Annotated in this window: 23 protein-coding genes; 7 read left to right on the top strand and 16 right to left on the bottom strand. The window is 42.1% G+C overall.

What is annotated here, in order from left to right:
- Positions 1-118: 118 nt before the first annotated feature.
- The 14 genes from AC59JT_RS11240 to AC59JT_RS11175 all read right to left on the bottom strand — a co-directional run bounded on the left by AC59JT_RS11240 (position 119) and on the right by AC59JT_RS11175 (position 13,839).
- Positions 119-607 (bottom strand): hypothetical protein, encoded by a 489-nt coding sequence (locus tag AC59JT_RS11240; protein ID WP_497398791.1) that lies wholly within the window; start codon positions 605-607, stop codon positions 119-121.
- 2 nt (positions 608-609) lie between these two features.
- Positions 610-1,119, bottom strand: a complete 510-nt coding sequence (locus tag AC59JT_RS11235; RefSeq protein WP_497398789.1) for a hypothetical protein — start codon at positions 1,117-1,119, stop codon at positions 610-612.
- 100 nt (positions 1,120-1,219) lie between these two features.
- The gene (locus tag AC59JT_RS11230) at positions 1,220-1,705 is read right to left on the bottom strand and encodes a hypothetical protein (protein WP_497398787.1); all 486 of its coding nucleotides are present in this window, start codon (positions 1,703-1,705) and stop codon (positions 1,220-1,222) included.
- Between the two features lie 78 nt (positions 1,706-1,783).
- The gene (locus AC59JT_RS11225; protein WP_497398785.1) at positions 1,784-2,221 is read right to left on the bottom strand and encodes a hypothetical protein; all 438 of its coding nucleotides are present in this window, start codon (positions 2,219-2,221) and stop codon (positions 1,784-1,786) included.
- Between the two features lie 468 nt (positions 2,222-2,689).
- Entirely contained in the window at positions 2,690-3,079 is a 390-nt protein-coding gene (locus tag AC59JT_RS11220) for a hypothetical protein (protein ID WP_497398783.1), read from the bottom strand.
- A 429-nt stretch (positions 3,080-3,508) separates the two neighbouring features.
- Positions 3,509-5,329: a hypothetical protein gene (locus AC59JT_RS11215; RefSeq protein ID WP_497398781.1), complete on the bottom strand. Its 1,821-nt coding sequence runs from the start codon at positions 5,327-5,329 to the stop codon at positions 3,509-3,511.
- Positions 5,330-5,433: 104 nt separating this feature from the next.
- Positions 5,434-5,835 (bottom strand): hypothetical protein, encoded by a 402-nt coding sequence (locus tag AC59JT_RS11210; protein ID WP_497398779.1) that lies wholly within the window; start codon positions 5,833-5,835, stop codon positions 5,434-5,436.
- A 246-nt stretch (positions 5,836-6,081) separates the two neighbouring features.
- Positions 6,082-7,125 carry a hypothetical protein gene (locus AC59JT_RS11205; RefSeq protein ID WP_497398777.1) on the bottom strand — a complete coding sequence of 348 codons (1,044 nt, stop codon included), beginning with the start codon at positions 7,123-7,125 and terminating at the stop codon, positions 6,082-6,084.
- A gap of 92 nt (positions 7,126-7,217) precedes the next feature.
- The gene (locus AC59JT_RS11200; RefSeq protein WP_497398775.1) at positions 7,218-8,378 is read right to left on the bottom strand and encodes a tyrosine-type recombinase/integrase; all 1,161 of its coding nucleotides are present in this window, start codon (positions 8,376-8,378) and stop codon (positions 7,218-7,220) included.
- 190 nt (positions 8,379-8,568) lie between these two features.
- On the bottom strand, positions 8,569-10,377 hold the full coding sequence (locus tag AC59JT_RS11195; RefSeq protein ID WP_497398773.1) for an autotransporter outer membrane beta-barrel domain-containing protein: 1,809 nt from the start codon (positions 10,375-10,377) through the stop codon (positions 8,569-8,571).
- 147 nt (positions 10,378-10,524) lie between these two features.
- The gene (locus AC59JT_RS11190; RefSeq protein ID WP_497398771.1) at positions 10,525-11,031 is read right to left on the bottom strand and encodes a DinB family protein; all 507 of its coding nucleotides are present in this window, start codon (positions 11,029-11,031) and stop codon (positions 10,525-10,527) included.
- Positions 11,032-11,147: 116 nt separating this feature from the next.
- Entirely contained in the window at positions 11,148-11,492 is a 345-nt protein-coding gene (locus tag AC59JT_RS11185; RefSeq protein WP_497398769.1) for a hypothetical protein, read from the bottom strand.
- A 110-nt stretch (positions 11,493-11,602) separates the two neighbouring features.
- The gene (locus AC59JT_RS11180; RefSeq protein WP_497398767.1) at positions 11,603-12,019 is read right to left on the bottom strand and encodes a DUF1810 domain-containing protein; all 417 of its coding nucleotides are present in this window, start codon (positions 12,017-12,019) and stop codon (positions 11,603-11,605) included.
- Positions 12,020-12,636: 617 nt separating this feature from the next.
- On the bottom strand, positions 12,637-13,839 hold the full coding sequence (locus AC59JT_RS11175; protein WP_497398765.1) for a hypothetical protein: 1,203 nt from the start codon (positions 13,837-13,839) through the stop codon (positions 12,637-12,639).
- A 284-nt stretch (positions 13,840-14,123) separates the two neighbouring features.
- Here AC59JT_RS11175 and AC59JT_RS11170 point away from each other — a divergent pair, with 284 nt between their 5' ends.
- From AC59JT_RS11170 to AC59JT_RS11160, 3 genes are all read left to right on the top strand, one after another.
- Complete coding sequence (locus tag AC59JT_RS11170) at positions 14,124-15,614, top strand: sulfatase family protein (RefSeq protein WP_497398763.1); 1,491 nt, start codon at positions 14,124-14,126, stop codon at positions 15,612-15,614.
- 215 nt (positions 15,615-15,829) lie between these two features.
- Positions 15,830-16,504: a hypothetical protein gene (locus AC59JT_RS11165; RefSeq protein ID WP_497398761.1), complete on the top strand. Its 675-nt coding sequence runs from the start codon at positions 15,830-15,832 to the stop codon at positions 16,502-16,504.
- Positions 16,505-16,634: 130 nt separating this feature from the next.
- On the top strand, positions 16,635-17,492 hold the full coding sequence (locus tag AC59JT_RS11160; RefSeq protein ID WP_497398759.1) for an N-acetylglucosamine kinase: 858 nt from the start codon (positions 16,635-16,637) through the stop codon (positions 17,490-17,492).
- 163 nt (positions 17,493-17,655) lie between these two features.
- Here the strand turns inward: AC59JT_RS11160 and AC59JT_RS11155 are convergent, their stop codons facing one another.
- A complete protein-coding gene (locus AC59JT_RS11155) occupies positions 17,656-18,351 on the bottom strand; it encodes an NUDIX hydrolase (protein WP_497398757.1) in 696 nt (231 codons plus the stop codon).
- 124 nt (positions 18,352-18,475) lie between these two features.
- Between AC59JT_RS11155 and pfkA the strand changes: the two genes are divergently transcribed.
- From pfkA to AC59JT_RS11135, 4 genes are all read left to right on the top strand, one after another.
- A complete protein-coding gene (gene pfkA, locus AC59JT_RS11150) occupies positions 18,476-19,450 on the top strand; it encodes a 6-phosphofructokinase (RefSeq protein ID WP_497398755.1) in 975 nt (324 codons plus the stop codon).
- Positions 19,451-20,299 (top strand): hypothetical protein, encoded by an 849-nt coding sequence (locus AC59JT_RS11145; RefSeq protein ID WP_497398753.1) that lies wholly within the window; start codon positions 19,451-19,453, stop codon positions 20,297-20,299.
- Positions 20,300-20,305: 6 nt separating this feature from the next.
- A complete protein-coding gene (gene gap, locus AC59JT_RS11140) occupies positions 20,306-21,301 on the top strand; it encodes a type I glyceraldehyde-3-phosphate dehydrogenase (protein WP_497398751.1) in 996 nt (331 codons plus the stop codon).
- A gap of 217 nt (positions 21,302-21,518) precedes the next feature.
- Complete coding sequence (locus AC59JT_RS11135; RefSeq protein WP_497398749.1) at positions 21,519-22,598, top strand: alpha/beta fold hydrolase; 1,080 nt, start codon at positions 21,519-21,521, stop codon at positions 22,596-22,598.
- A 210-nt stretch (positions 22,599-22,808) separates the two neighbouring features.
- On the opposite strand, the gene AC59JT_RS11130 is transcribed toward AC59JT_RS11135, so the two are convergent.
- Positions 22,809-23,207: a YtxH domain-containing protein gene (locus tag AC59JT_RS11130; protein ID WP_497398747.1), complete on the bottom strand. Its 399-nt coding sequence runs from the start codon at positions 23,205-23,207 to the stop codon at positions 22,809-22,811.
- Positions 23,208-23,407 lie beyond the last annotated feature (200 nt).

The raw sequence follows: 23,407 nt of genomic DNA, 5'->3' as shown, positions 1-23,407 counted from the left end.
CCGATTTCTAGTGCAGAACAAATTAAGCAACGCTCAATCTTTTATCTATATGTTAGTGTAGTACTGTTTGCGGTTTCCTCCTTTGTTATGGTTGTAAAGTTAATAAACTGTTGTGATACTAAGCCACTGCCATCATTTGTTTTCTTTTGCTTGTTGATGGCTTGTAAGGTATCAAATAGAACGTGTGGTGCTTCATCCGCTCTTCCAAGTATTCGTACATTTCATCAGGATTATGCACAAAGAAACCTGTGTTGATACTGCTTTCGATGTCTTCTGACGTTGCTCCTTGCATAGTGACCTTGTAAAGAAAGCGAACAAATGCTGCTGTTATGTGACTATAACTTTCGCAAGGCTCGAACCCGTATCGAACCCCAAACTTACCATCTGCATAACTTTCTAAGCGTAGGTACAGAAGTGGGTTGCAAAACTCATGTATAACTCTACTTGGTGTGGAGCTTAGCCGGTCCTCACGAATTAATGAATGTCGTAACTCGTCACGTTCTAGCGTTGCGAGTAAGGCTTTGGCTTCTTTAAGGACTTTGAAGTATGTTGCCTTGACCTCCTTATTATAAGGGGATGTTGCTGATTTGTTGTTTAGTTGTTTCATGGTTAATAAGGTAAATCCTCTGTGTCATAGGTTGATTTGCTTGCATCCTTTAGCACTACTTCCTGTGCGCCTGAAAGGCCACTCACCACTTGCTGATAGCCATTAGGACGATGAAAGATTACCGCAACATTCCTTTCGATGTTTATCCCGGTTCGATCTACGCATGTGTAGATGTAAATAACCCGTACCAACGCCGCGTTGAAGTAAGGACAGCCCAAACTTGTGTCGATTGAGTACAGAATCCAGTAATCTCCATAGTAGTCGCTAATCGAAAGTGTTAGCAACGGTGAGTAGAAGTGATACCTCATTTCCGGCTCATAACCATTGGTATCTTCCTTGACCTGGAAGTACTTTGAGTATTCAACTGGACACTCATCGCTAGCAAGTAAAGCAATGATGTTGTCGACTATAGTTTTATACGCTCTGCATGAAACAGCTTTTTTAGAATGGCCTTCAATGTCAAGTTGTTCGTGGACTTTCGATGAGTCCTGCTCGTTGGTTTGTGTTTCCAATTGTAAGTTGAGTTAATAGTTAATGATTGGTTGTTAAATGAAGCAAGCCTGGCTGATTAAGCCAAGCTTGCGTAATATGGTATAAGGCTGTCTCGAAAGATTACCTTGTAAAGGAATGAATGTGCTCAGGTTCTTGAATCGCTAGCACTGAGTTGTAGAACGAGTTGAAGTCAGGCGAAAGTTGTTTCTCCGTAGCTGTTCTATCCAAAGGATATGCAGCAAGTAGCTTTCTAATCTCATGCTCATAAATGCAGTTATTAAAAACGAAGCTGACAACATAATTGAATGTAAACTCGCAGTCAAGTCTCCAGTAGAAATGTGGAGTGATGATGCAGTGCATCCCTGCTAGACCCTCCGACCTGTCTTGCCGATAATCGCGCTCATAGTAAATTTCACCAACTTGCAAACAGCGCTGTTTAACATAATTCAGAACTCTGATATAAGCTACTTCAATAGAATAGTTATCTGTTTGATGAAGCACTTTACAATGCCTACGCTGTGCGAGAATCCAACGCTTAGTGCCTCGCTGGTTTGGTAATGGATAGTGTTGTTGGAGAATGTTACCAAAGGTTTTGAATTCTTTCATTTGGTGTAAGTTGTTGAGGTTTATATACAAGAAAGGCCTGACGTGTAATGTCAGGCCTTGATAAGAGTGTGAAGTCTACTAATCCTTCCGGGTAACGAACTTCGATTCATTTTTGAATCGTTGTAACACTTCCTGTAGGTGAATAGCATTGGTTGATAATGAAACGCATGACTGCGGCTTGATGGCATCTATGATAGCTTGGATTTTAGCTTCGATTTCACTATCGAATATCCGATAGCAAATGTTGTAGACGCATAAGTCATCACAAGCCAAGTAGAACATCACGTCTGCTGTGCGAAAGTCGTGAATCGCGCATTTCTGTGAACTTGGATGCACCTTGTGGTTGCGCTCATAAAACCAATAAGTACCACGTTTGTAAAGCAGTTTAAGCTTACCTAAGGCTTTATGATAGGCCATTTCAACCTCACGGTTAGCTGCCTTTTGCTCATAGGTAGTGTCGAGTGTGGTCTCTGCTCGCAGCCACATTGATTGTTGAATTGATTGAGTTCTTTGCATGTTGCTTGATTTGGGTTAATGATTGATTGGATTTGAGCTTTGGCGGAAGTTGGTCGAAAGCAGACCGGGCAGCAGTGATAGTATGAAAGCTAGCCTGTTTGCTGAGTTATGCCCTTGGGTTTGGTATGATGCGCTTTCGACCCAGGCTATCCGCCTGAAAGCTTCAAATACTTTCTGTTTTAGATCGAGAACAAGTGAGGGGTTGATTTCAGAGCGCAGTATGCGCTTACAAGACACAAAAGATTTCTGATATGAGAATTACTTTAAATATTTAAGCAAACTAAAGATAGAAGCCCGGGGTGGGTTTGAGGTGCACCCTAAAAAAAAATATATTTGAAAAATGGACTTCAACAGGCTTAGCCAGTGTAGCGTCTCGAATGATTCCCTTATAAAGTAAAGTGTTGGCAACTCTTTAAAGCAATAAAAGCTGCACTAGGCAGCTTTTATTATTATGTATCAGGAGTTTACTTATAGAACTTCACTGCTAACAACTTTGTCCGGGAACTGATGAGGAAACAGCTCTTTCCAATATGCAGCGTTTTCTTCAACAATGCGTGTATAATTTCCATACTTTGTGCCATTCAGGGCCTTCTCAATTACTTGCTTTGCTTCGTCAAAGTTATTCACCATGCAGCATACGGTCATAGATCCTTCACCGCTACTTCCACCATCGCAGTACCCCTGATTGGTTGCAATCAAAAGGATATCAAATATGTCTTGGAGTCTGTAGCGCTTTTTAAGGTTCTTTCCAATCCTTACGCCAGGGATGTCATACTCTACAAGTAATACTGTTTGCTCGTCTTTATCTATTGTGGATGTTGTGTTATCCAAATCGTTTGTGTTTGTGCTTATGCCCATTTCCTATTTATTGTTTTTCTTTCACTTGATAATCTGGTGTGGAGCAGAGTAGTGCTGTAGTGATCTTGGGAGGGCAACTCATCTAATATAAATAACTGGTAGAAACTACAAAAAAAGAAAACACGTGAATCAAGAAGCTGTCTACCAGTTATTTATTATACATAAAGATAAGCATAATAGGGCGTATGAACAAAGAAAAGATAAACTTGCATAGGTCAACATTCGGACTACTTGCTTTAAAAGGCAACCTTGTAAAAGAAAAGTTTGAGGATGTTGTTCAAACAACAAAGGCCACGAATGGCAGCCTTTGTTAATTCAGGATTTAAACAACCTCTACAAATATTAATTATTGATAATTCTTGAGTTAAGGTTAGATAGAATGATTGTTAATTCAAGTTTTATCATGCATCTATAAATAGAAGTTTTTCATTATTCTTGAGTTGACCCAAAGCAGATAGGTTCGCCTATCTTCCAAGTATTGACTTTAGTTTTTGAGGTCCGTTTTGCTTCAAAGAACCGTTTTATAAGCGAGCCAGTTACTTTGTAGGGATAATCATGCTCCGAAGCAAGTGATTTCAAATCCTCGACCATTTGCGTTTCGACAACTGAATCTATACTCGCAAAATGTGCATGAACGAATGGAGCAAAATCTCTATCCACTCTGGTACGCTTTTCTTTAGTAATAGCTTTAGTTATAGCTGACTTTACATAGTTTGTTGCTTCTAAACCAGCTAATCCCAAGTATCGTATTGCTTCCGGGAGAAACGGGTATAACTCAATTAATGAATTTCTTAGCTCCTCCATGTAAGGGAGCCTTATTGTAAAAAAATTTGGCTTAACCTCACATGTCAAATCATTTATCAGTTTTGCTGCCTCTCGCATTTGTTCCTTTTTGGATAAATCAGACTTGAGAAGGTGCAGGCTTTCGTCACTTACCGGATATTGTTCCGGTTGATGTGTTATGGCAAAGTGGTCAGCGAGAGCGTTATATGCTTGCAGTAAATTTGTTTCACTTTGATAATAACCGTTTACCCTGTGGTTATTTAACGCATTGTCCATCATAAAAGGATTTCGTTTACCATTGGAGTAGAAATTAGCCATTGGAGAAAACTTTTTGAAAAAACGTAACATATCAACACTTGACTTTTGTTTACTCGATTCGAGTAGATTGACTATATGTTCATGGAGATCAAGTGAGCCATCCAGGTAATTAAGAGCATCTGTTTGATTCATAACTTCAATACTAGAATTGAAATTTGTTACATGCGCTAAACTGTTAAAACCATTTCTAAACCGTCCCGGGATCTGTATCGCTTCAGTTTTGGGGTCGATGGTGCTGTGTTCAGCGGCGAACAAGTCAGTCAATATGACAATGTCTGGTTTGGTGTCAAGTTCGATATCTAATGCAGAGTAGTAACGACTGGTAAAGAAGTTATATTTCTTCATTTCTTCAACCTTAAAGTCTGATGTTGCGTCTTTAAACTTCATCGTTAGTAACTTAGAAACACTCTTCTGGGCACAGAATACTGCCGAGTCGTCTTTAATACCAAGACCATCAATAACAGCTTTGATACCAACTGTCGAATTAAAGAACAAACAAATTTGATTACTATCCAATGCCTCCAAATACGATTTAAGAGATGCGAGCACGTTATTGGTTGTTATAACTTTAATGGTCTTGCTGTAAGTAAACTGAGGTTCAATTACATAATGTTCGAAATCCTTAAACAGGTCACTTGAGTATGGTAGGGGCGTTGCTGATACTAGCGCCCTATTATCAAATTTAGAAAATTCATCAAATGGTGCCGCAATTGCCTCTCTATATGATACATCAGTAATTGCTTTCTCGCATTCGTCGAAGAGAAAAAAGTAGTTTCTGTAAAACTCGGTGCGGTCTTCGCCAAACGCTTTAAGAACTTTCTTCATGAAGCCCTCCGGTGTGGTAAGAATCTTTTTGTAAGGCGTATCTTTTAACAGGTAAACCTCAATATCATCAACATCTGTGTCTCTGTAAACACCCAGAATTGGATCGTTAGGAAATTTTGCGTTATGTTTCGCAACCTTATCCTTTATTACAGGTACGTTAGCGAGCATTAGCAGAAGATTTTGCTTCATGCATTCTATCGCATAAGATGTGATTCCACAACCAGGCAAAGTTTTATATCCCACACTTTTGTTGGGAATACCGAAGGATTTGAAAGGCTCAATGTCTCTTATGTATTGATCTTTGTATAATTTAAAAGTCTTCATGTTTGATATAAGTTCTCCAGTCAACACAGACGATGTGTTGTCAAATAATTAAATAAATAGTTAGAAAGAAACCCAGGAGCGGGCGTGCCCCTGGGTTAGAGTTGTTAGGCTTGCTCCGCCTCCTCGATGAGGTCATCATAGGTGAAGTCTATAGCGTATTTGCTATCATACAGTCCTTCGATGAATTCTGCAAGTTTGCCAATCAAGATAACTTTGGCACCGTCTGAATTACCATTGCGGTTAAAGTTCTGAAACTTGTAAACATTCCCGCCTTGATCAATTCGAGTTTTACGAGTAATGATTGGCTTGTAACCAAGTTTTGCAAGATCAAAGAACGCACTCATCTCGCTCACATCATCTTCACGGCTGTTGTCGTTGAATTGGAAGAGCTGATCAGGGGAAATAAATTGCAAGGAGCCTTCCTTCCCTAAAAACATTTTAGCAGTAACTAACATCTTACTGCCACTAATTGAGGCTTTGCCTCTTCTTTGTAGCCATCTTTTCATGGTCTTTCGTCCACTCTAGTCGTTTTTTGGGGTCGCCTACCAGGTGATTGAGTTTTATTCGACATCATTAGCGTTCCCGTTATTAATTGCCTTTGATACTTCAAATCAAAACAGGGCTTTGACGATGTTAAGAAATATTAGAAAAAAACTTGAATTAACGAATAACTACCTGTTACACAGTGTAATTAATTATTATTAACAACTATTGGTTGTAAGGCTTTGAATATTCATTTACACGACAGGTATTTAATCTCTAATGTAGTAGCGTATCATTTCACTATTGAAGCCATGTTTGAGGTAGAAAGTTCTTAGTTGTTTTGGATCTTCAGGCAACTGAATATCATTAGGAAGTTGGAAACCTTTTAGTAAGCAGATTAACTCAAAGATGAAATGAGCTATAGCAGAAGGTTTTGACACTCTCGTATACTGCTTTAAGTAATCCTTAAGAACAATCGAAACAGCTTTAAGGCTATTACCACCTATGTCTTTGCGATAACTTTGGGTGTATATGTCTTTATAAAACATTATTGGAAGGGTTCCCTCAATTATTCTACTATAGAATTCAGTTTTATACCGCTCATGCTCTCTTAACATCATGTCAATTGTATGTTTTAAAAGCTCATGTCTGATTTGATTTGGCAGTGTGACATATGGTATTGTAGACCCGTCAATGGACTTAAATTCCATTTTCGCACTGCTAGAAATATAAAGGTTAAAAGTTAATGGTACATATAACTTCAAATCGTAAAAGTTAATAATGTTATATCTTATTATTTCATCTGACATATAATCAAGTAAGTCTTCATCATGCAACGCATTCAATTCTGTTATAAAGCTTTTAGTTACAAAGATGTACTCTCGCGTGAAGATGTTATAGATTTGTACATACTTCTCATTCTCTAACATTTCATCAAGATGTTTCAAGCAGTTTAAAGCAAAGTCAATAATAAACTTGGCATAATCCTGAAGTCTAATAAGGGTGTTGTAGGCGAGACTTTGATGTTCAGTGTCAATGTAATCAAATAGCGTTAAGTATAATAAGTTATCCTTGTGTTTATTGGCTAAACCAACTTTGTGCAATAGTTCATTGTAGCTATTATTAAACTTATCAGTTTCAACATAAGACTTAAACTTATTGCCAAACGCTCCCTCAAATACCAAAGCTTTATTCTCCGGTTGATTACTCCACAATTTACTATAACTCTCTTCATCTTTTGATAACCCTATGGTATCTATAAAGCGATGGCCATACAACCACTTTAGGAAGTCTTTTTTTATTACAAGTTTCAATGAATGATATAAAAGGTTAGCTGATGACATTGATTTCTATTATGAACATTCAAAGTTAAAAAAAGCACGTAGTTGCCTGTCCTAATGTTTATCTAAAGTGTCGGCGCTGCATCTCTCAATTCATCAGAATTAAACTCGCCCAAGCTTCGTAAATATTTTAACGTAACCAGTATTGAGGAGTGTCCCAATAACTTTTGTAACAAGTAAACATCCTTAGTTCTCCTGTAAGTTTCGACAGCGGCAGTATGTCTGAATGAATAAATTGTTTGCCCTTCGGTAATGAGCCCAATATCGAACATCTGTTTGAAAGCCCGCGACCATGTTGTATTGAAATAACTTTCATTTAATGGCTTGATGGAGTTTGTAAAGATGTTGCAGTTGTGCATTATCTTTGATAGGAATGGTACGAGAACGTCCCGAGTGTAATCAGGAACGTAGACTACTCTCACTTTACCTCCTTTGTTTTCATGACCTGATAAAATAATTTGTGTCAAGTCTGTATTGAAATGCTGTAAAGTTAACAATCTAACTTCTTCATGAGGCCGTAGCCAAGAGCTATAAGTTAACAAGCAACAAAGATGTAGCTTCGGATAATGTTGTCTTAGATAGTTAAATATTGGTTTAAGTTGAGCCTTATCATAAGGCTTATGAAGCTGTGCTTTCGACTTCTTTTTGGAGGACATCTTCACCGTTACTACAGGTTGTTCAAAAGCCCTACCAGCGGAGTTAAAAAGCACCCCCAGGTCTCTTCGTTTATTCATATAGTATGTGCCTGAAGATGCGAATTGATTAAGAAATGCTTCAATCCGCGTGGTGGAGATCGTTTTCAAGGGCTTGCTCAGTTCTTCTTCTGACATAAATCTTTTAAATTCTCTGTAAACGACTTTCAGGTTACGCTTGTATTTCTTACTCAAGTCCGACCTGATTTTATCTTTCACTACTTCAAACAGTAGCTTAACCGCACGCTCATCTTCAGGTTTAAACTCGGCAACTTTTACATTGGTACTAGGTGCTACGTATGGGTAGGTTCCAGCTTCAAGAGCTTTGTGAATTTCATACTTTAACTTGTTTAAAAGGTGATGTTTCTCACTTGTTGTCTTTGCGCGGTTCGGGTTTATCTCTTGGCCTACACATTTCCCATGATATTGCCTTTGTGGGCTACCGTTGAAGTAGAATGATATGAAGGAGCGATGTTTAAGGTCATTAGTTGTAACGATAGAGGGTTCAGTGAAGTTTAATTGATTAATTGACATTTTCGGTGCACTTTTGGTGCACTTTTCGGTAAAAAGTGTCAAAAACAGCGTTTAACTATAGCTCAGCTGGATAGAGCAACAGATTTCTAATCTGTAGGTCTTTGGTTCGAATCCAAATGGGATCACTACTTTTATGTAAAAAGCCTCGGGATGTATGTCTTGAGGCTTTTTGGTATAAATCAAATCAACCTTAATTTTTGCTTTTCCGCGTGGTTTTGCTTTTAGCCGCAACTAGCTTGTTAATTTGTTTCTGTAAAGATTGGTTAACCTTATCCTGCTTAATGATATATAAGGTCAATTCCTCCACCTTTTTTAATAACTGTAGGTTCATATCGCCCAATATCAAACCGTTTTTTTCAATTTCAGTGGCCGATGGGATCTCGGGTAGGTGTTTGTTTTTATTGATATAGCTTTCCAGATCTTTCAGTTGCATAAGCTTGTAATCGGGCGCAAAAACGTAATCAGGTACCGGGATGTTGTTATCAACCTTTACCTGTTTGGCGTGGATATTACCGTTTACAGTAAGTTTTTCATCAGGGGTACTTGTACCTATACCAACAGAGCCCGCAATATAATTTTGCGCGGTTCCGGTCATGTATAAATTCCATATCCCGGTGCCTGCACTCATATTAGAATAAAACGCATAGTTGTTTGTGGCACCGCTTAAATTATCTGCATAAAAAGCCATTTGCGCAGTGGGGGGACTGCTAAAAGTGCCTTTTGTGGCCCGGTAGTGTGTAAGATTAGTTAACGTAACACCGCTTGCAACCCTGGCAATAGACCGAAACATATAGGCTGCCGTAGTTACATCAGGTTGAACCTGGCCGGCATTGTTAATACCTACCGCTGTTGTATTACCGGTAATGTTTTTATCTATGAATAAATTCATGGCATCGCCCGGATCGGTACCAATGCCTACGTTGCTGCTGAAATAGTTTTTTGGGGCGACAGAATAAATACCATAACTGTGCGTGCCGCCTGATGCCGTAAAATAGCCGCCGTATACGTTATTGGAAGTGACACCCGAGCCTGCAAAATAGCCGCCGTAAACATTTCCACCTTCCCCTATGGCTGTAGTGTTGTTTACCCCGGCTCGTATACCATAATAATTTTGAAAGGTGGCCGTCGAGCTTGTTGCCGAAGAGCCTGTAAGCTGAAAATAACCGGCATACTGATTTTTTACTGTGCTTCCACTATTTCGTGGGCCTGTAATCACCCGGGCCACTATTCCGTTAGTAGCATATATGCCTCTTCCGCTATTGGTAATAGTCATATCAAGCCCTGTTAGTCCGCCTCCTGTATTCGTATTAGTGTGGGTTGCCGTAATTTTTTGGGCGATATAAGTTTCATTTACCGTAGACCCTGTTATCGTAAGATTAGAACCCGCCGCATTATCGGTAGCAAGCGTTGCCGAAACATCGAGCTTGGAACCTGGCGTGCTAGTACCTATACCAACATTCCCGTCACTGTTTATTGCAAATCTTACAGCGGTTGGGTCTTCAATAATAAAAGTTTCAGCGCCCGGCGTACGGTCATTATCCATACCTGCATACCATTTAATAGCGCCTGCGGTAGAGAATATTAACCTGGCATACTTTGATGCGGCCCTGTTTAACTGCAAATCGGTTTGGTTATCACTGTTTAAAGATAATAAGCTGCCTGGTGATGTGGTGCCAATACCTACTTTGCCATTGGCATTTATCGTCATTAGTGCAATGCCCGAGGTACCTTGAAATTGATGGTAAGCATTTGCCCTGTAAAAGTTTTGACCAGAGCCTATATTATCAACCAAAATAAACCCGTTAGGGCCCTCTGCAGCAAAAGGCGTAACCCCTGTTCCTGATAGTACGTCCAGTTTTCGGGCAGTGCTAATGCGGCCAACGCCTACATTGTCTGTTGATGTAGTTAGTGATATAGTGCCTCCGCTGCTGGTCCATTGCGCATGCGCAAATTGCGATGTAGCAAAAACCGCGATTGCGGTGATGATGATTTTTTTCATGATAAGGTTTGGTTTTATACTTAATGCAGAAGTCATGTGTATACTTCTGCATCTTTGCTAAAGATAGTCAGATTTAGGACAATAATAAAAGCTTTAATAAAAAGGCCCCGATGGTTTACCATCGGGGCCTTTTGCTTGTTGTAAGCGCTATTTTGCTGCCTGCTCATCTTCATAAGTAGGGCCATACAAACCGGGCACCTTGTTACCCGTAGCACGCAGGTAAACTATCATTTCGCCGCGGTGGTGGTATACGTGGTTAAACAGCGCGTTGCGGATAACGGCGCCACGGGGTATGGGGCCAAGCACTACTTTGCCGCCGGCTTTCATGGTCCAGTTTTGTTGCAGGCTGTCTTCGGTAAGGGTGTTTAGCGCGGCGCGGGCTTTTTCTACATTGCTTTCAAACAGGGCCAGGGTGGCGGGCAGGTCGTTGGTTTCGCCGCGCTCCAGGCTGCCGGTGCTCATGTCATACTCATCCATAGTACAGGCACCAACATACCAGTAGTAAATGGTAGCTATGTGCTGTGCCAGCTGACCCATATTCCATGATATGGGCGAGGGTTTAAAATCCGCATCTTTTGCCGGCACCATTTCCAGTAGTTTGCGGGTATTATTTACTTCCTGTTCAAATTCCTGTTTTAAATATTCCAGTATCATAGCGTGTGTGGTTTTAATGATAACAGACTGATGGCTAATTGGTTTGTTGTTACATCTGCCGTAAATAAAAACGGGCAGCACAAATGGCCGCCCGATGATTTTGCTTTAAGCTATTTTTAACTTAATCCGGTTGATGTGCCGTAGTTGGTATTGTCGTCGGTCTCATCAGCCTCGGGGATGTCGTCGTTTTCAAGGTCGCTGTCGTCCTCGTCCAATTCGCTGTCATCTTCCAAATCGTCATCGTCACTTAAGTCACTGTCTTCGCTGTCGTCCTCTTCGTAAGTGCTGTCGTTGTTTTCCAGGTCGTCATCCAGGTCATCGGTCTCGGCAAAGTCCGATCCCTGGATGTCCTGGTCATTGTAACCGGCATTGTTGTCCTGGCCAACGTTAAATGAATTAGTCGACTGGCCTTGCTGTTGTTGCTGCTCCTCTTGCTGAGGGTTAAAATTGCTCGTTTCCATAATAGTAGGTTTTTGTTTGTTTTATACAATTAGCAACAAGCAACGGGGAAGGATGTTTGATTGATTTTTCTAAATATGAAAATTATTTTCTTTTAAGTTTTTAACGATTGTTATTTACTTTCCAAAATGGCCAGTGTGCGCTCGTCTTTTTTGCCACCATAAAATTTATCCAGCACCTGCCCAAAAACCGCCGAAGCGCCGGGCACCGCGCCAAACAAAGTCATGCTTGATCGTAACTTCATATCATCCGGGCTACCAAAAACAGTATTTGCATCATCGGTTTGCAGTTGTAGCAGGGCCTCGCTGATCTGGACCAGGCGGGGGCCAAGCATTTTATCGGCCAGGTAGTTACTTGCTTCAGTGATATCTTTAATTGCATAACGGCGTGAGGTGTCCGTCATTCCCAACCCGGCAATCTGCGGAAAAATGTACCACATCCAATGACTGCGTTTACGACCGCGTTTTATTTCGGCCAGCGCGATGGGGTAGTCGGTGGTTTGCGCGGTTTTAAATCTGTCGAGACCCATGGCTGTCGTTTTATGTAGTAACAGGGTAGGATGGATTAGGTTTGACTTCTGCCTCTTGGTTGAGCGAATGAAGTAAAAAAGGGTGCACGCGGAGCATTACACTGCCATGTATAAAAGTAAACACGATAGCGCCAAATATCCGCCCAGTATTATATTACCTTTCAATTTTTGCTTATTGCTTTCGTGTTGATACTTTTCTTTAAGTTTTGAAATGTTTTTTACTAAAAGAAAATAATTAATTACAAATAAAAATAGTCCAATTAGAATTGGGTAATATACATGTTGCCCTCCGAGCGTAAAATTTACTCCAGCAGGCTGTAAAAACAACGATACCGTTTGGATATTAATGAATTGAAATATGCTAAGTATGAACATTGCGTTAGCAATGGGCGTATCATTCGTTTTAACTTTCAATAAGTTTCTATAAATGTTATAAAACAGATATTTCATGTTTCATTTAATATTCTAAAGCTACCAAAAACTTGCGCTCGTTTGTAACGAGTGCTTAAGCTGGGCTTGCGATTTTATCGCCCGTCGCATCACAGATGCTAAACCATGTTAGGCGCTCGTTGCAAACGAGTGCAAGAGGGAAAACCTGTCCGCGATTAACCCCCTTTTTAGTTACCTCCCATATTCAATAATGCTTTCTCTAAAGCGGATATCCTTGTTTCCTGAGCTTTCTTTAGTTGTTCAATTTGCTGTTGCTGCTCAATGGCGTATAAGGTTAATTCCTCTACTTTTTTAGTGAGCAGTCTGTTCATCTCGCCCAAGTCAATCCCGTTGGTGTTCACTTCATTTGCAGAAGGCATGTCGGGTAAATGTTGATTTTGTTCGATATAGTTTTTAACCTCTGTTAATGTAGCAAGTTTGTAATCTTTTTTAAATACAAAATCAGGCCAGTTAGCGTAGGGTTTTACTGTCATAGAAGTGGCTATTGCACTACCGTTAATTGCTAGTTTGTAACCTTGAGGATCAGTAGTCCCAATACCCACATTACCATTTGAAACAATCCTAACCATCTCCTTGAGAGTGCCTTGATAAGTTGAAAAAACCAAATCATGGTTAGTGCTACTTGTTCTTACATTCGCAATCCTTCCTGATACCAGACCTAAATTAACCGAGCTTGCTATACCAAAGTCAAGAGCGATAGACGCGGTTGTGGATGACGTTACGTTTTGCATGTAAGCCCCTGTTATTAAACCGCTTGAAGCCGAACTAATATGCAGTAGATTAGTTGGTGACGATGTACCAATGCCAACGTTACCACCGCGTAGAATGGTCATCTTCGAAGAAAATGCCCCTGAAGTACTGGGTGCTGTTTCAAACGTCAGATCTCCTCCGCCACCAGATTGAGTAATGGTACTAATACGCGCGACACGGTTGGTGGTGGGTGTGCTCACACCATTGTAGTTAAACTGCAATGAAGTTATACCTCCCGTTGCGCTACTTGGTGTTGCTATCACTACTCCCGCTATCGCATCAGTTGTCTGGTTTACCGAAAGGTTTCCTCCGGGATTGTTAGTGTTAATCCCAACGTTTCCACCTAAAAATGAGAAGTTTCTAACGGTGCCAGTACCAGCCGCCTCGGTCCTAAATGTGTAGCTGTTAGAAATAAACTGCTGACGCATTCGTTCATAGTTTGTTGTCTGATTCGCAGTATTGTAGTTGTCAATTCCTCCTACTGATGATGCGAACGTAAGTGCGTTAGTTGGAGCCGTTGTTCCGATACCGGCATTTCCACTTGAAGGAAATGTGTTGGTTTGCGCATACGTTGAGTAATTAGCTAAGGCTACAGCTAGTGTTAAGATTATTTTCTTCATTGTAATATAGTTTAAGTTGTAAGTTTCTAAATTACATATTAATCCTTTCGTTGTCCCTGGTTTCCAAAACGCGTAAATATGCTTCGAGACCGCGTTTCGACGTTAAGCTGAAAGCTTGACGTATTTTAGGTCGAAGTTAAAAGCTTCAACCAGTCATTGGTAATGCTTTCGAAATTAATACCACCATTCCAAAATAAAATATTACCATCAAGCCTGCTTCCCGCCTAAATTTGTAACACCCTGGTTTTTAAAATAGTAAACAAACGCGAGGGAAGCTTACGGCAATGAAATGGAAAATTTACCTGGCTACAGGCTTGACAGGCCTGGCCGGGCTTGCACTTTTTGTGTTGGTATGTGCCTTTGGCGCGCAGCCTGCGGATGAACGGCCCAATATTTTATTGATAGTAAGCGAAGATCACGGGCCGCACCTTTCCTGCTATGGCGATGAGGTGATCAAAACGCCTAATCTGGATAGGATTGCTACTGGTGGTTTCCGTTTTAACAATGCTTATGTAACGCAGTCGGTTTGCAGTCCGTCGCGCAGCAGTATATTGTCGGGATTGTATCCGCACCAAACCGGGCATTTGGGCTTAACTACCTTCGGTTTTAAATATGCCATGCCGGTTAAAACCATTTACGCGCGGCTGAAAGATGCCGGCTATCGCACCGGTATGATAGGCAAATTGCATGTAATGCCCGAATCTGAGTTCCCGATAGGCTATCACCCCCTTACAAGCCCCAATTACGAGCGTAAGGATATGAATCGCTACGCGGATTATGCCGATAAATTTATGCGTGATGGCGAAGCGCCCTTCTTTTTAATGGTGAATTACCCCGATGCGCACTGGCCCTTTATTAACCAGATTGACGGCAGCCCGAAGCAGGCGGTGACCGAGCAGCAGGTTAAACCTTTTAGCTACCTGCAGCACGATAACAAACTGATACGCGAATACACCACCGCCATGTACAACTGCCTGTTGCGTTTGGACGAATGCGTAGGTGAGCTGCTGGGTAAGCTGAAAGCCGGCGGCAAGGCGCGTAATACGCTGGTGATCTTCCTGTCAGACCACGGCGACGAAATGGCCCGCGGTAAGTTCGATGTATACGAGGCTGGTACCAAAGTGCCTTTTATGGTAAACTGGCCGGGCAAAATTAAGCAGGGTAGGGTAAGCAACGCGCTGATATCAAGCATTGATATTACGCCCACGCTGATGGATGTAGCCGGCTTACCTGCCGATAAAACACTGCCGGGTAAAAGCTTATTGCCGCTTTTTAATAACCACGACGGCAATTTCAGGCAATACCTCTATACTGAAAAAAATATCGACCAAACCGACCTTTACAATCCGCGCCGCGCCATACGCGATAAGCAGTATAAATTGATCTACTCGCTGTTGGATAAGCCTACCAATATTGTGGCGCAGCGCTATTTAAATGCCGGGCCTAAATCTCCGTTGGGTGGCAGCCCAACTATGAATGAACTGCAAACCGCATCGCCGCAGGTACAAAAAACTTACGCCGAATGGTTGCATCCCAACAAAATACAACTGTATGATTTGCAGCAGGACCCATGGGAGTTTAACGATCTATCAACCAACCCCAAATACGCCGCCGTTAAAAAGCGCCTGCTTTACCAGTTATTGAAATGGATGGCCGATACCAACGACCCTTTGCGTTTTCCCGACAGGTTAAAAAAACTGAGCCAGGAGAACGATACCATTAAGGTAAGCAAGGATATGCAATGGCAGTACCCGCATTACCTGTATGGTAGGTAGCTATGGCAATTGGGGAGCTTTGGTGATGCATAAATTCCCCAATTACCCTTCGCGTTAGTAAAACCGGTATATAGCCTTGCAAAAAATGTTAGCACTAAATGTTGTAAAATAGCTAAATTTGTGCTTAGCACCCCCCTTTTACCTATAACAATGTTAAAACTTTATGCTATTGGTATACGTATTGTTATTAATTGGCAGATAAGAACTGAACTTACATGAAGAACTTTAGCAAATACCTGTTGTTTATTGCCGTACTGGGTGCACTTACCGGTTGCATCAAAAAAAAGGGTGCTACCCCTAAAGAAGGGCGTGAAGGCTTTAATATTTTAGGCGGATGGAAGGTTACCAAAATTGACGGTACGATAGATTCCGTTATTAATATTAATAACAAGGATTATAAAACCACGTTTAAAACCACTTACGATAGCGTGAGCACGCAAATGAAGCAAACGATAAACGGTAACCTGTTTATTCAGTTTCCGTACTCATTTAGCATGACATTTGCCAGCGATAACAGCATTGCTATATCCGAAACCATGACCCGCTTTAACGGCATGGGCGTGCCTACACCTTACGATTTTAACTTTTACAGCACCTGGAACTACACCACTACTGCCAAAGAGGCTGACGGTTTGGTGATCAGGAGTTTTGACAATACCCACATTTTAGGTCTGAGCAGCATTAACCCGGCTCAAGGTACTACCAGCATTATAGGTACGCTACTGGCTAAGCCCTTGTACACCACTTACGACGTTAGAAACGGACACTTATTGTTATTTGTACACGTTGTATACAGCGGTAACCCTGATACCCCCGATGGTAATGGTGGTTTTTACAACCCACGGGTGGTTATTACAGCTGATTATGAGATAATGTTTAGCCGAAAATAGCTTTTAAGCAGCCCCCTTTGATGTGATAAATAACAGGCCGGCGAATAAAAACGTAACTTTTTTGCACCTTATTGTATGAATTACAATAAGAAATTATACTTTTAGAGCACTATTTTAAAAACTTAAAGGTATGATCATTATTGCTGACGGCGGTTCGACCAAAACGAACTGGTGTTTACTTACCGACGATGGTAAGAAAGTTTACTTCAATACCGAGGGCTACAATCCTTACTTTTCAAGTATTGAGTACATTATCAACTCGCTAAACGAAAGTTTACCAACTGACCTGGAAACAGACAAAATTACCGAAGTAAACTACTACGGTGCAGGCTGTTCTACAGACGAGAAACGTAAACACGTTCAAACCGCCATGAGCGCTGTTTTTACCAATGCTAAAGTTAACATAGGGCATGACTTGATGGCCGCAGCCCGCGCTTTGCTGGGCCGTACGCCGGGTTTCGCCGCCATATTAGGTACCGGTACCAATACCTGTATTTATGATGGTAAAGATATTGTACAAAACATTGATTCGGGCGCATACATCCTGGGTGATGAAGGCAGCGGTTGCTACATCGGCAAAAAATTATTGACCGACTACATTCGCGGTTATATGCCTGATGCGGTGCGCGATTTGTTTTGGGAGACCTTTAAATTAACGCCTGATGATATCAATGAAGCGGTTTATACGCAGCCTTTGCCAAACCGTTTCTGCGCAAGCTTCAGCAAGTTTGTGTATGATAACAATGTAAACATTCAATACTCACGTAACCTCGTTAAAACCTCGTTCGAAGATTTCTTCAAGAACCTGGTAACCCGTTACCCTGATTATCAAAAATATACTTTCAACTGCATAGGTTCGGTAGGTTATAACTTCCGCAACGTGCTGGAAGAAGTTGCCACCGAAAACGGCATGACCGTAGGCAACATTATCCGCTCGCCTATAGATAGCCTGGTGAAATTCCACATGGAGTTAGCTGCGGAGGCGTAGTTTTAGAGAGTCAAGAGTCAAGAGTCAAGATGTATGTCTTGGCTCTTTTTTTATGCCTTGAATTTTCGGACACAAAAAAAGCCGTGACGCAGTCACGGCTTTTTTAATATTTCACAAACCAAAAAATCTTGATTCTTGGTTCCCGGCTCTTGATTCTAAAACCCTACACTTCCCCCGCCAATTCGCTCTGGAAGATCTTGGCATACTTGCGCCTGTCAAACTTATACAGCTTGGCCGCACGGTAGGATACGCCTTTTTGTTTTTCAACCAGTTCTTTCAAAAAGCCGTAGCTGAGCATTTTTTTGCGGAAGTTACGTTTGTCCAACTTTTTGTTCAGGATGGCTTCGTAAAGGCTTTGCAGTTGGGTAAGGGTAAATTTTTCGGGCAGCAAATCAAACGCTATGGGCTGGTGGTTTAGCCTGCGGCGTATTTTGCCGAAGCCGTTGGTGAATATCTCGGTATGGTCAAAAGCCAGTTTAGGTAGTTCGTTAACCGGGTGCCAGTAGGCTCGTTTTGCGTATTGTGTAATAGGGCGCAGTTCTTTTTGGCCGGCAATACGTATCAACGCATAGTAACCTACCGTAATAACGCGGCCCTGCGGGTGCCTGTTCACCTCACCAAAAGTGTGGAACTGCTTCATCGGCAGATCGCGCAGGCCGGTTAGCTCGTATAGGATACGTTCGGCGGCATCGTCAAGGCTTTCATCCTGTTTTACAATGTAGCCGGGTAGGGCCAGCTTATCTTTAAAAGGCTCTTCATTACGTTCAATTAATAAAATTTTAAGCTCACCGGCTTCAAATCCAAAAATTAAGCAGTCAATAGAAAATACTGACTCAAACGCGGGTAATTTTTCTTCCAAATGACGTTTAAATTAAAGTTTATAATTTTGACGATACAATGTCAACTCATCAAAAATAAATAAAAATAAATTTAATGGTGTAATTTTCACACCTTATATTCGCAAAATAATATCATTATAAACCATGCATAAAATTTCAAAACTTGGCGTATTAACTTCCGGAGGCGATGCACCCGGCATGAACCCCTGCATAAGGGCCGTAGTACGCACTGCTTTGTATAACGGGATAGAAGTTGTAGGGATAAGACAAGGCTATAAAGGCTTGATCGAAAATGATATGTATGCTATGAACAGTCGCTCGGTTAGCAATATACTGAGCCTGGGCGGTACCATACTTAAAACCGCGCGTTGCCTGCCTTTCCGTACAGACGAGGGCATGGAAACCGCTTACCAGAATGCCAAAGCACAAGGCATTGATGCCTTAGTAGTAATAGGTGGCGACGGTACTTTTACCGGCGCGCTGCGTTTCTCGCAAAAATATCCCGACATTGCCGTAATGGGTGTGCCGGGCACTATTGATAACGATTTGTACGGCTCAACCTATACCCTGGGTTTCGATACCGCTACCAACACCGTTATCGAGGCTATTGATAAAATCAGGGATACAGCTGACTCACACGATCGTTTGTTCTTCGTAGAAGTTATGGGTCGCGATTCGGGTGCTATCGCGCTACGCGCGGGTATCTCAACCGGTGCTGAGGCTATTTTAATGCCCGAAAAGTCTACTACTATCCCAGAACTTATAGCACAATTGCAGGCTAATAAAAAATCATCCAGTATTGTAATTGTTGCCGAAGGCGATAAGAGCGGCGGTATTTACGACCTGGCCAAAGCTGTTGAAAAAGAGGTTGACTACGATATTAAAGTTACCGTACTGGGCCACTTACAACGTGGTGGCGCGCCAAGCAGTTTCGATCGCGTATTGGGTAGCCGTTTAGGTTACGCGGCGGTTAATGCTTTAATTGCCGGTCACTCGCAAAAAATGGTTGGTTTAGAAGCTAACCACATTAAAATTACATCGTTGCAAGAGGCTCTTAGCGGCCACGAGTTTAAACTGGAAGAAGACTTGTTGAAAATGGTTGACGTGTTATCTATATAAATGATAGCAGTTGTATATAGCGGATCAAATCATGCCGACTGGCGACTGTCGGACAAGGGGCGTACTGTTGCCTCTTTTAAAACAAATGGCATCAATCCCTATTTTAATGATGAGAAACACATCACACAACTATTCAACAAAAACATTAACCTGATACACCACGCCGAAGAAATAAAGAAGGTATATTTTTTTGGTGCCGGCGCTTCATCAACTGATCTGAAAGCGGTGGTGCAAAAAGCTTTTGAAGGCTTTTTTAAATTTGCCAAGGTAAACATAGCGCATGATATTGAGGGCGCGGCCATTGCCTGCTGCAAAAACTCGCCGGGTATTGTAGGCATCTGCGGAAGCGGGAGTAACGCTGCCTGGTACGATGGGCGCAAGGTTAAACCTAACAATTATGGCTTAGGTTATATTTTGGCCGATGAAGGATCCGGCAATTGGCTGGGCCGCCAGCTGGTAAAAAGCTTTATGAACGAAACCCTGCCCGAGCATCTGCGCAAAAAGTTTGTAAAGCAATTTGATGCCGACCGCAGTAACCTGTTGGAGAAAGTTTATCGCCAAAAACAACCGGCCCTGTTCCTGAGTTCATTCAGTGATTTTTATATGGAGAATCACGAAGATCAATATCTTGCTAACGTCATAAAAACAGGATTTAGTAAACTAATAACCACATACTTGTTACCTTTACATAAGCAACATCCGGGTGCTTCTTTGCATTTTGAAGGATCAGTCGCTTTTGCATTTCAAACCTACCTGCACGAGGTAGCTGCCGAGTCAGGATTGGAGATTACAAGTATCATAAAAGAGCCTATAAACAATCTATTAACGTATTATTCAAATAAAAATTAAAAAATCATGAAAATAGGAATCAACGGTTTCGGCCGTATTGGACGCCTGGCATTCAGAGCTGCTGTTGAAAGAGCCGACATTGAAGTTGTTGGTATTAATGACCTTGTTGACCCGGACTACATGGCTTACATGTTAAAGTACGATTCAACTCACGGTGCTTTCAAAGGTACTATTGCTGTTGAAGGTGGCCATTTGGTTGTTAACGGTAAAACTATTCGTGTAACTGCTGAAAAAGACCCTGCAAACCTTAAATGGAATGAAGTTGGTGCTGAAGTTATCATCGAGTCTACCGGTTTATTCTTAACACTGGATACTGCTCAAAAACACATTGACGCAGGTGCCAAAAAAGTAGTGATGAGCGCGCCGGCTAAAGACGATACCCCTACTTTCGTAATGGGTGTAAATCATAAACTGTTAAAAGCAGAGCAAACTATCGTATCTAACGCTTCATGTACTACTAACTGTTTAGCGCCTATCGCTAAAGTATTAAATGATAAATTTGGTATCGAAGAAGGTTTGATGAGCACTATCCATGCGGTAACTGCCACTCAAAAAACTGTTGATAGCCCGTCTGCAAAAGACTGGAGAGGTGGCCGTGGTGCTTACCAGAACATCATCCCTTCATCAACCGGTGCTGCTAAAGCTGTAGGTTTGGTATTGCCAGAGTTGAAAGGTAAATTAACCGGTATGTCATTCCGCGTACCTGTTGCCGACGTATCTGTTGTTGACTTGGTTGCCCGCTTAAAAACTCCTGCTACTTACGAGCAAATTAAAGCTGCTATGAAAGAAGCTTCAGAAGGCGAATTAAAAGGTATCCTGGGTTACACTGAAGACGAAGTTGTATCTGAAGACTTCAAAGGTGACGCACGTACTTCAATTTTTGATGCAAAAGCAGGTATTGCTTTGAGCGATAACTTTGTTAAAGTTGTATCATGGTATGATAACGAGTGGGGTTACTCAAACAAATTGATCGATTTAGTTCAAGAGATCGGTAAATTATAATATACCTCATTTTTGATATGGAAAGCCCCCGAATTATCGGGGGCTTTTTTTGTTCCCACCTACTACGTCATGGCGAGCGTAGCGTGGCCATCCCATTGAGAACGGTATGCACGTGACTTTCCTGTCGGGGATTACTACGCTCGTTCCTCGCTCGTAATGACGTGCTTGTTGACACTTGCAGGTTTTCGTATATTACACAAACAAAACCCGATCCATCATGCTCAAAAACACCTTCCTCATCCTGCTACTATCAGCAGCCATAACCACCCAAGCCCAAACCAATTACCCCAAACCCATAGAAGGCGACTACAAAACCAAAGATTTCCTGTTCGAAAGCGGCGAAAAACTGCCCGAAATGAACATCCACTATATCACCGTAGGGCAACCGCATAAGGATGCTAAGGGAAACATAGATAACGGCGTTTTAATAACGCATGGCACTACCGGTAATTCGCAGGGACTGGTGTCTATCGCGCGGTTCTCTAATACTTTGTTTGCCCCCGGCGCACCTTTGGATGCTACTAAGTATTATATGATATTTATTGATGGTATAGGTCATGGCAAATCAAGCAAGCCCAGTGATGGCCTGCACATGAAGTTTCCGAAATATACTTATAATGATATGGTGAAGGCGCAATACCTGCTTATAACCGAGCATTTGGGCCTTAAACACCTGCGTTTGGTGATGGGTACATCAATGGGTGCCATGCATACCTGGGTTTGGGGCTATACCTATCCCGATTTTATGGATGCCCTGATGCCGCTGGCCAGCAACCCCGTTGAGATTGCGGGCCGAAACCGCATGACCCGCAAACTGGCCATTGACCTGATAGAGAACGACCCGGCCTGGATGGGAGGGGAGTACAAAGAACAACCCAAAGAAGGGCTGATAGGCGCTTCGGCGGTGCTGATGTTTATGGGTAGCAGTCCGCTGCAGATGCAGAAGGCTGCGCCAACCCGCGAATTGGAGGATGCTATTGTGGAGCGCACCTGGAAACGCTACCAAACTACGTTGGATGCTAACGATGTGATCTATGCCTTTGATGCTTCGCGCTATTATAACCCTGCGCCGCATCTGTCAAAAATAAAAGCACCGCTGTTTGCCATTAATTCGGCAGATGACGAAGTGAACCCACCCGAACTGGGCATTATGGAACGCGAGATTAAAAAAGTAGCCAAAGGCCATTACATCCTGCTGCCCATAACGGATGAGACATCCGGCCACGGCACACATTCTAACCCCACTATTTGGGGGAAGTATTTAAAGGAGTTGATGGAGGTGTCGGAGAAGAAGTAAAAGGAAGCTCTGCCTGTTAGGTGTCACCCTGAGCCCCGTCGAAGGGTGAGCGCAAAGGCCTCTTCCCGCATGCTTCGAGTGCCTCAGCATGACAGTCCGCGCTACGTATGCGCTATAAAAAATGCCCCTAACCTCGCGTTAGGGGCATTTTATTAAAAATTAACTGTTCTTATTATTTATAGAAACCCTTGCGGGGATAAGGTGACTTGTTTATGCGCTTTGAATAGCGTCGTTCACATCATTGGCAGCGCTTTTAACTTTTGATTTAGCGTTGGCAACATGGTCGCGGGCATCATCGGCAATATCTTCGCCTTTTGAGCGTATCTCGTCGCTTACGCCATCGCGGTAGTTATACAGGTCATCGGCAGCGCCATTAAACCTGGCTCTTACTTTTTCGTAGGCACTGTTACCGTAGTCTCTGATGCTATCAGATGCTGAACGGGCTTTGTCTTTAGCTTTTCCGGCCAGGTCATCGGCGTAACCGGCAATACTTCCGCGGGTGTTTTCACCACTATCCGGAGCAAACAATAAACCCAATACCGCACCTGCGGCCGCGCCTACCAATAAGGCTGCTATAATTTTTGATTGATCTTTCATAATGTTCTTCATTTTTGTAGCTATATAGGTTTATACAACAACAATGCCAATACCGGGAAGATACCATAAGATAGTTTAATCGGTTTGGAGTGTATGGAAAAGTGCACTGTAGTGTAGAGTAGAAACAAGGTTTTGTCATTGCGAGGAGGAACGACGAAGCAATCTCCGCATACAAGTTGTACAATTAGCATGCGGAGATTGCTACGCTCGCA

The sequence above is a fragment of the Mucilaginibacter sp. A3364 genome, assembly GCF_059690715.1.
Note: the sequence above shows the minus strand (reverse complement) of the source record. Positions and strands in the feature narration are given on the sequence as shown.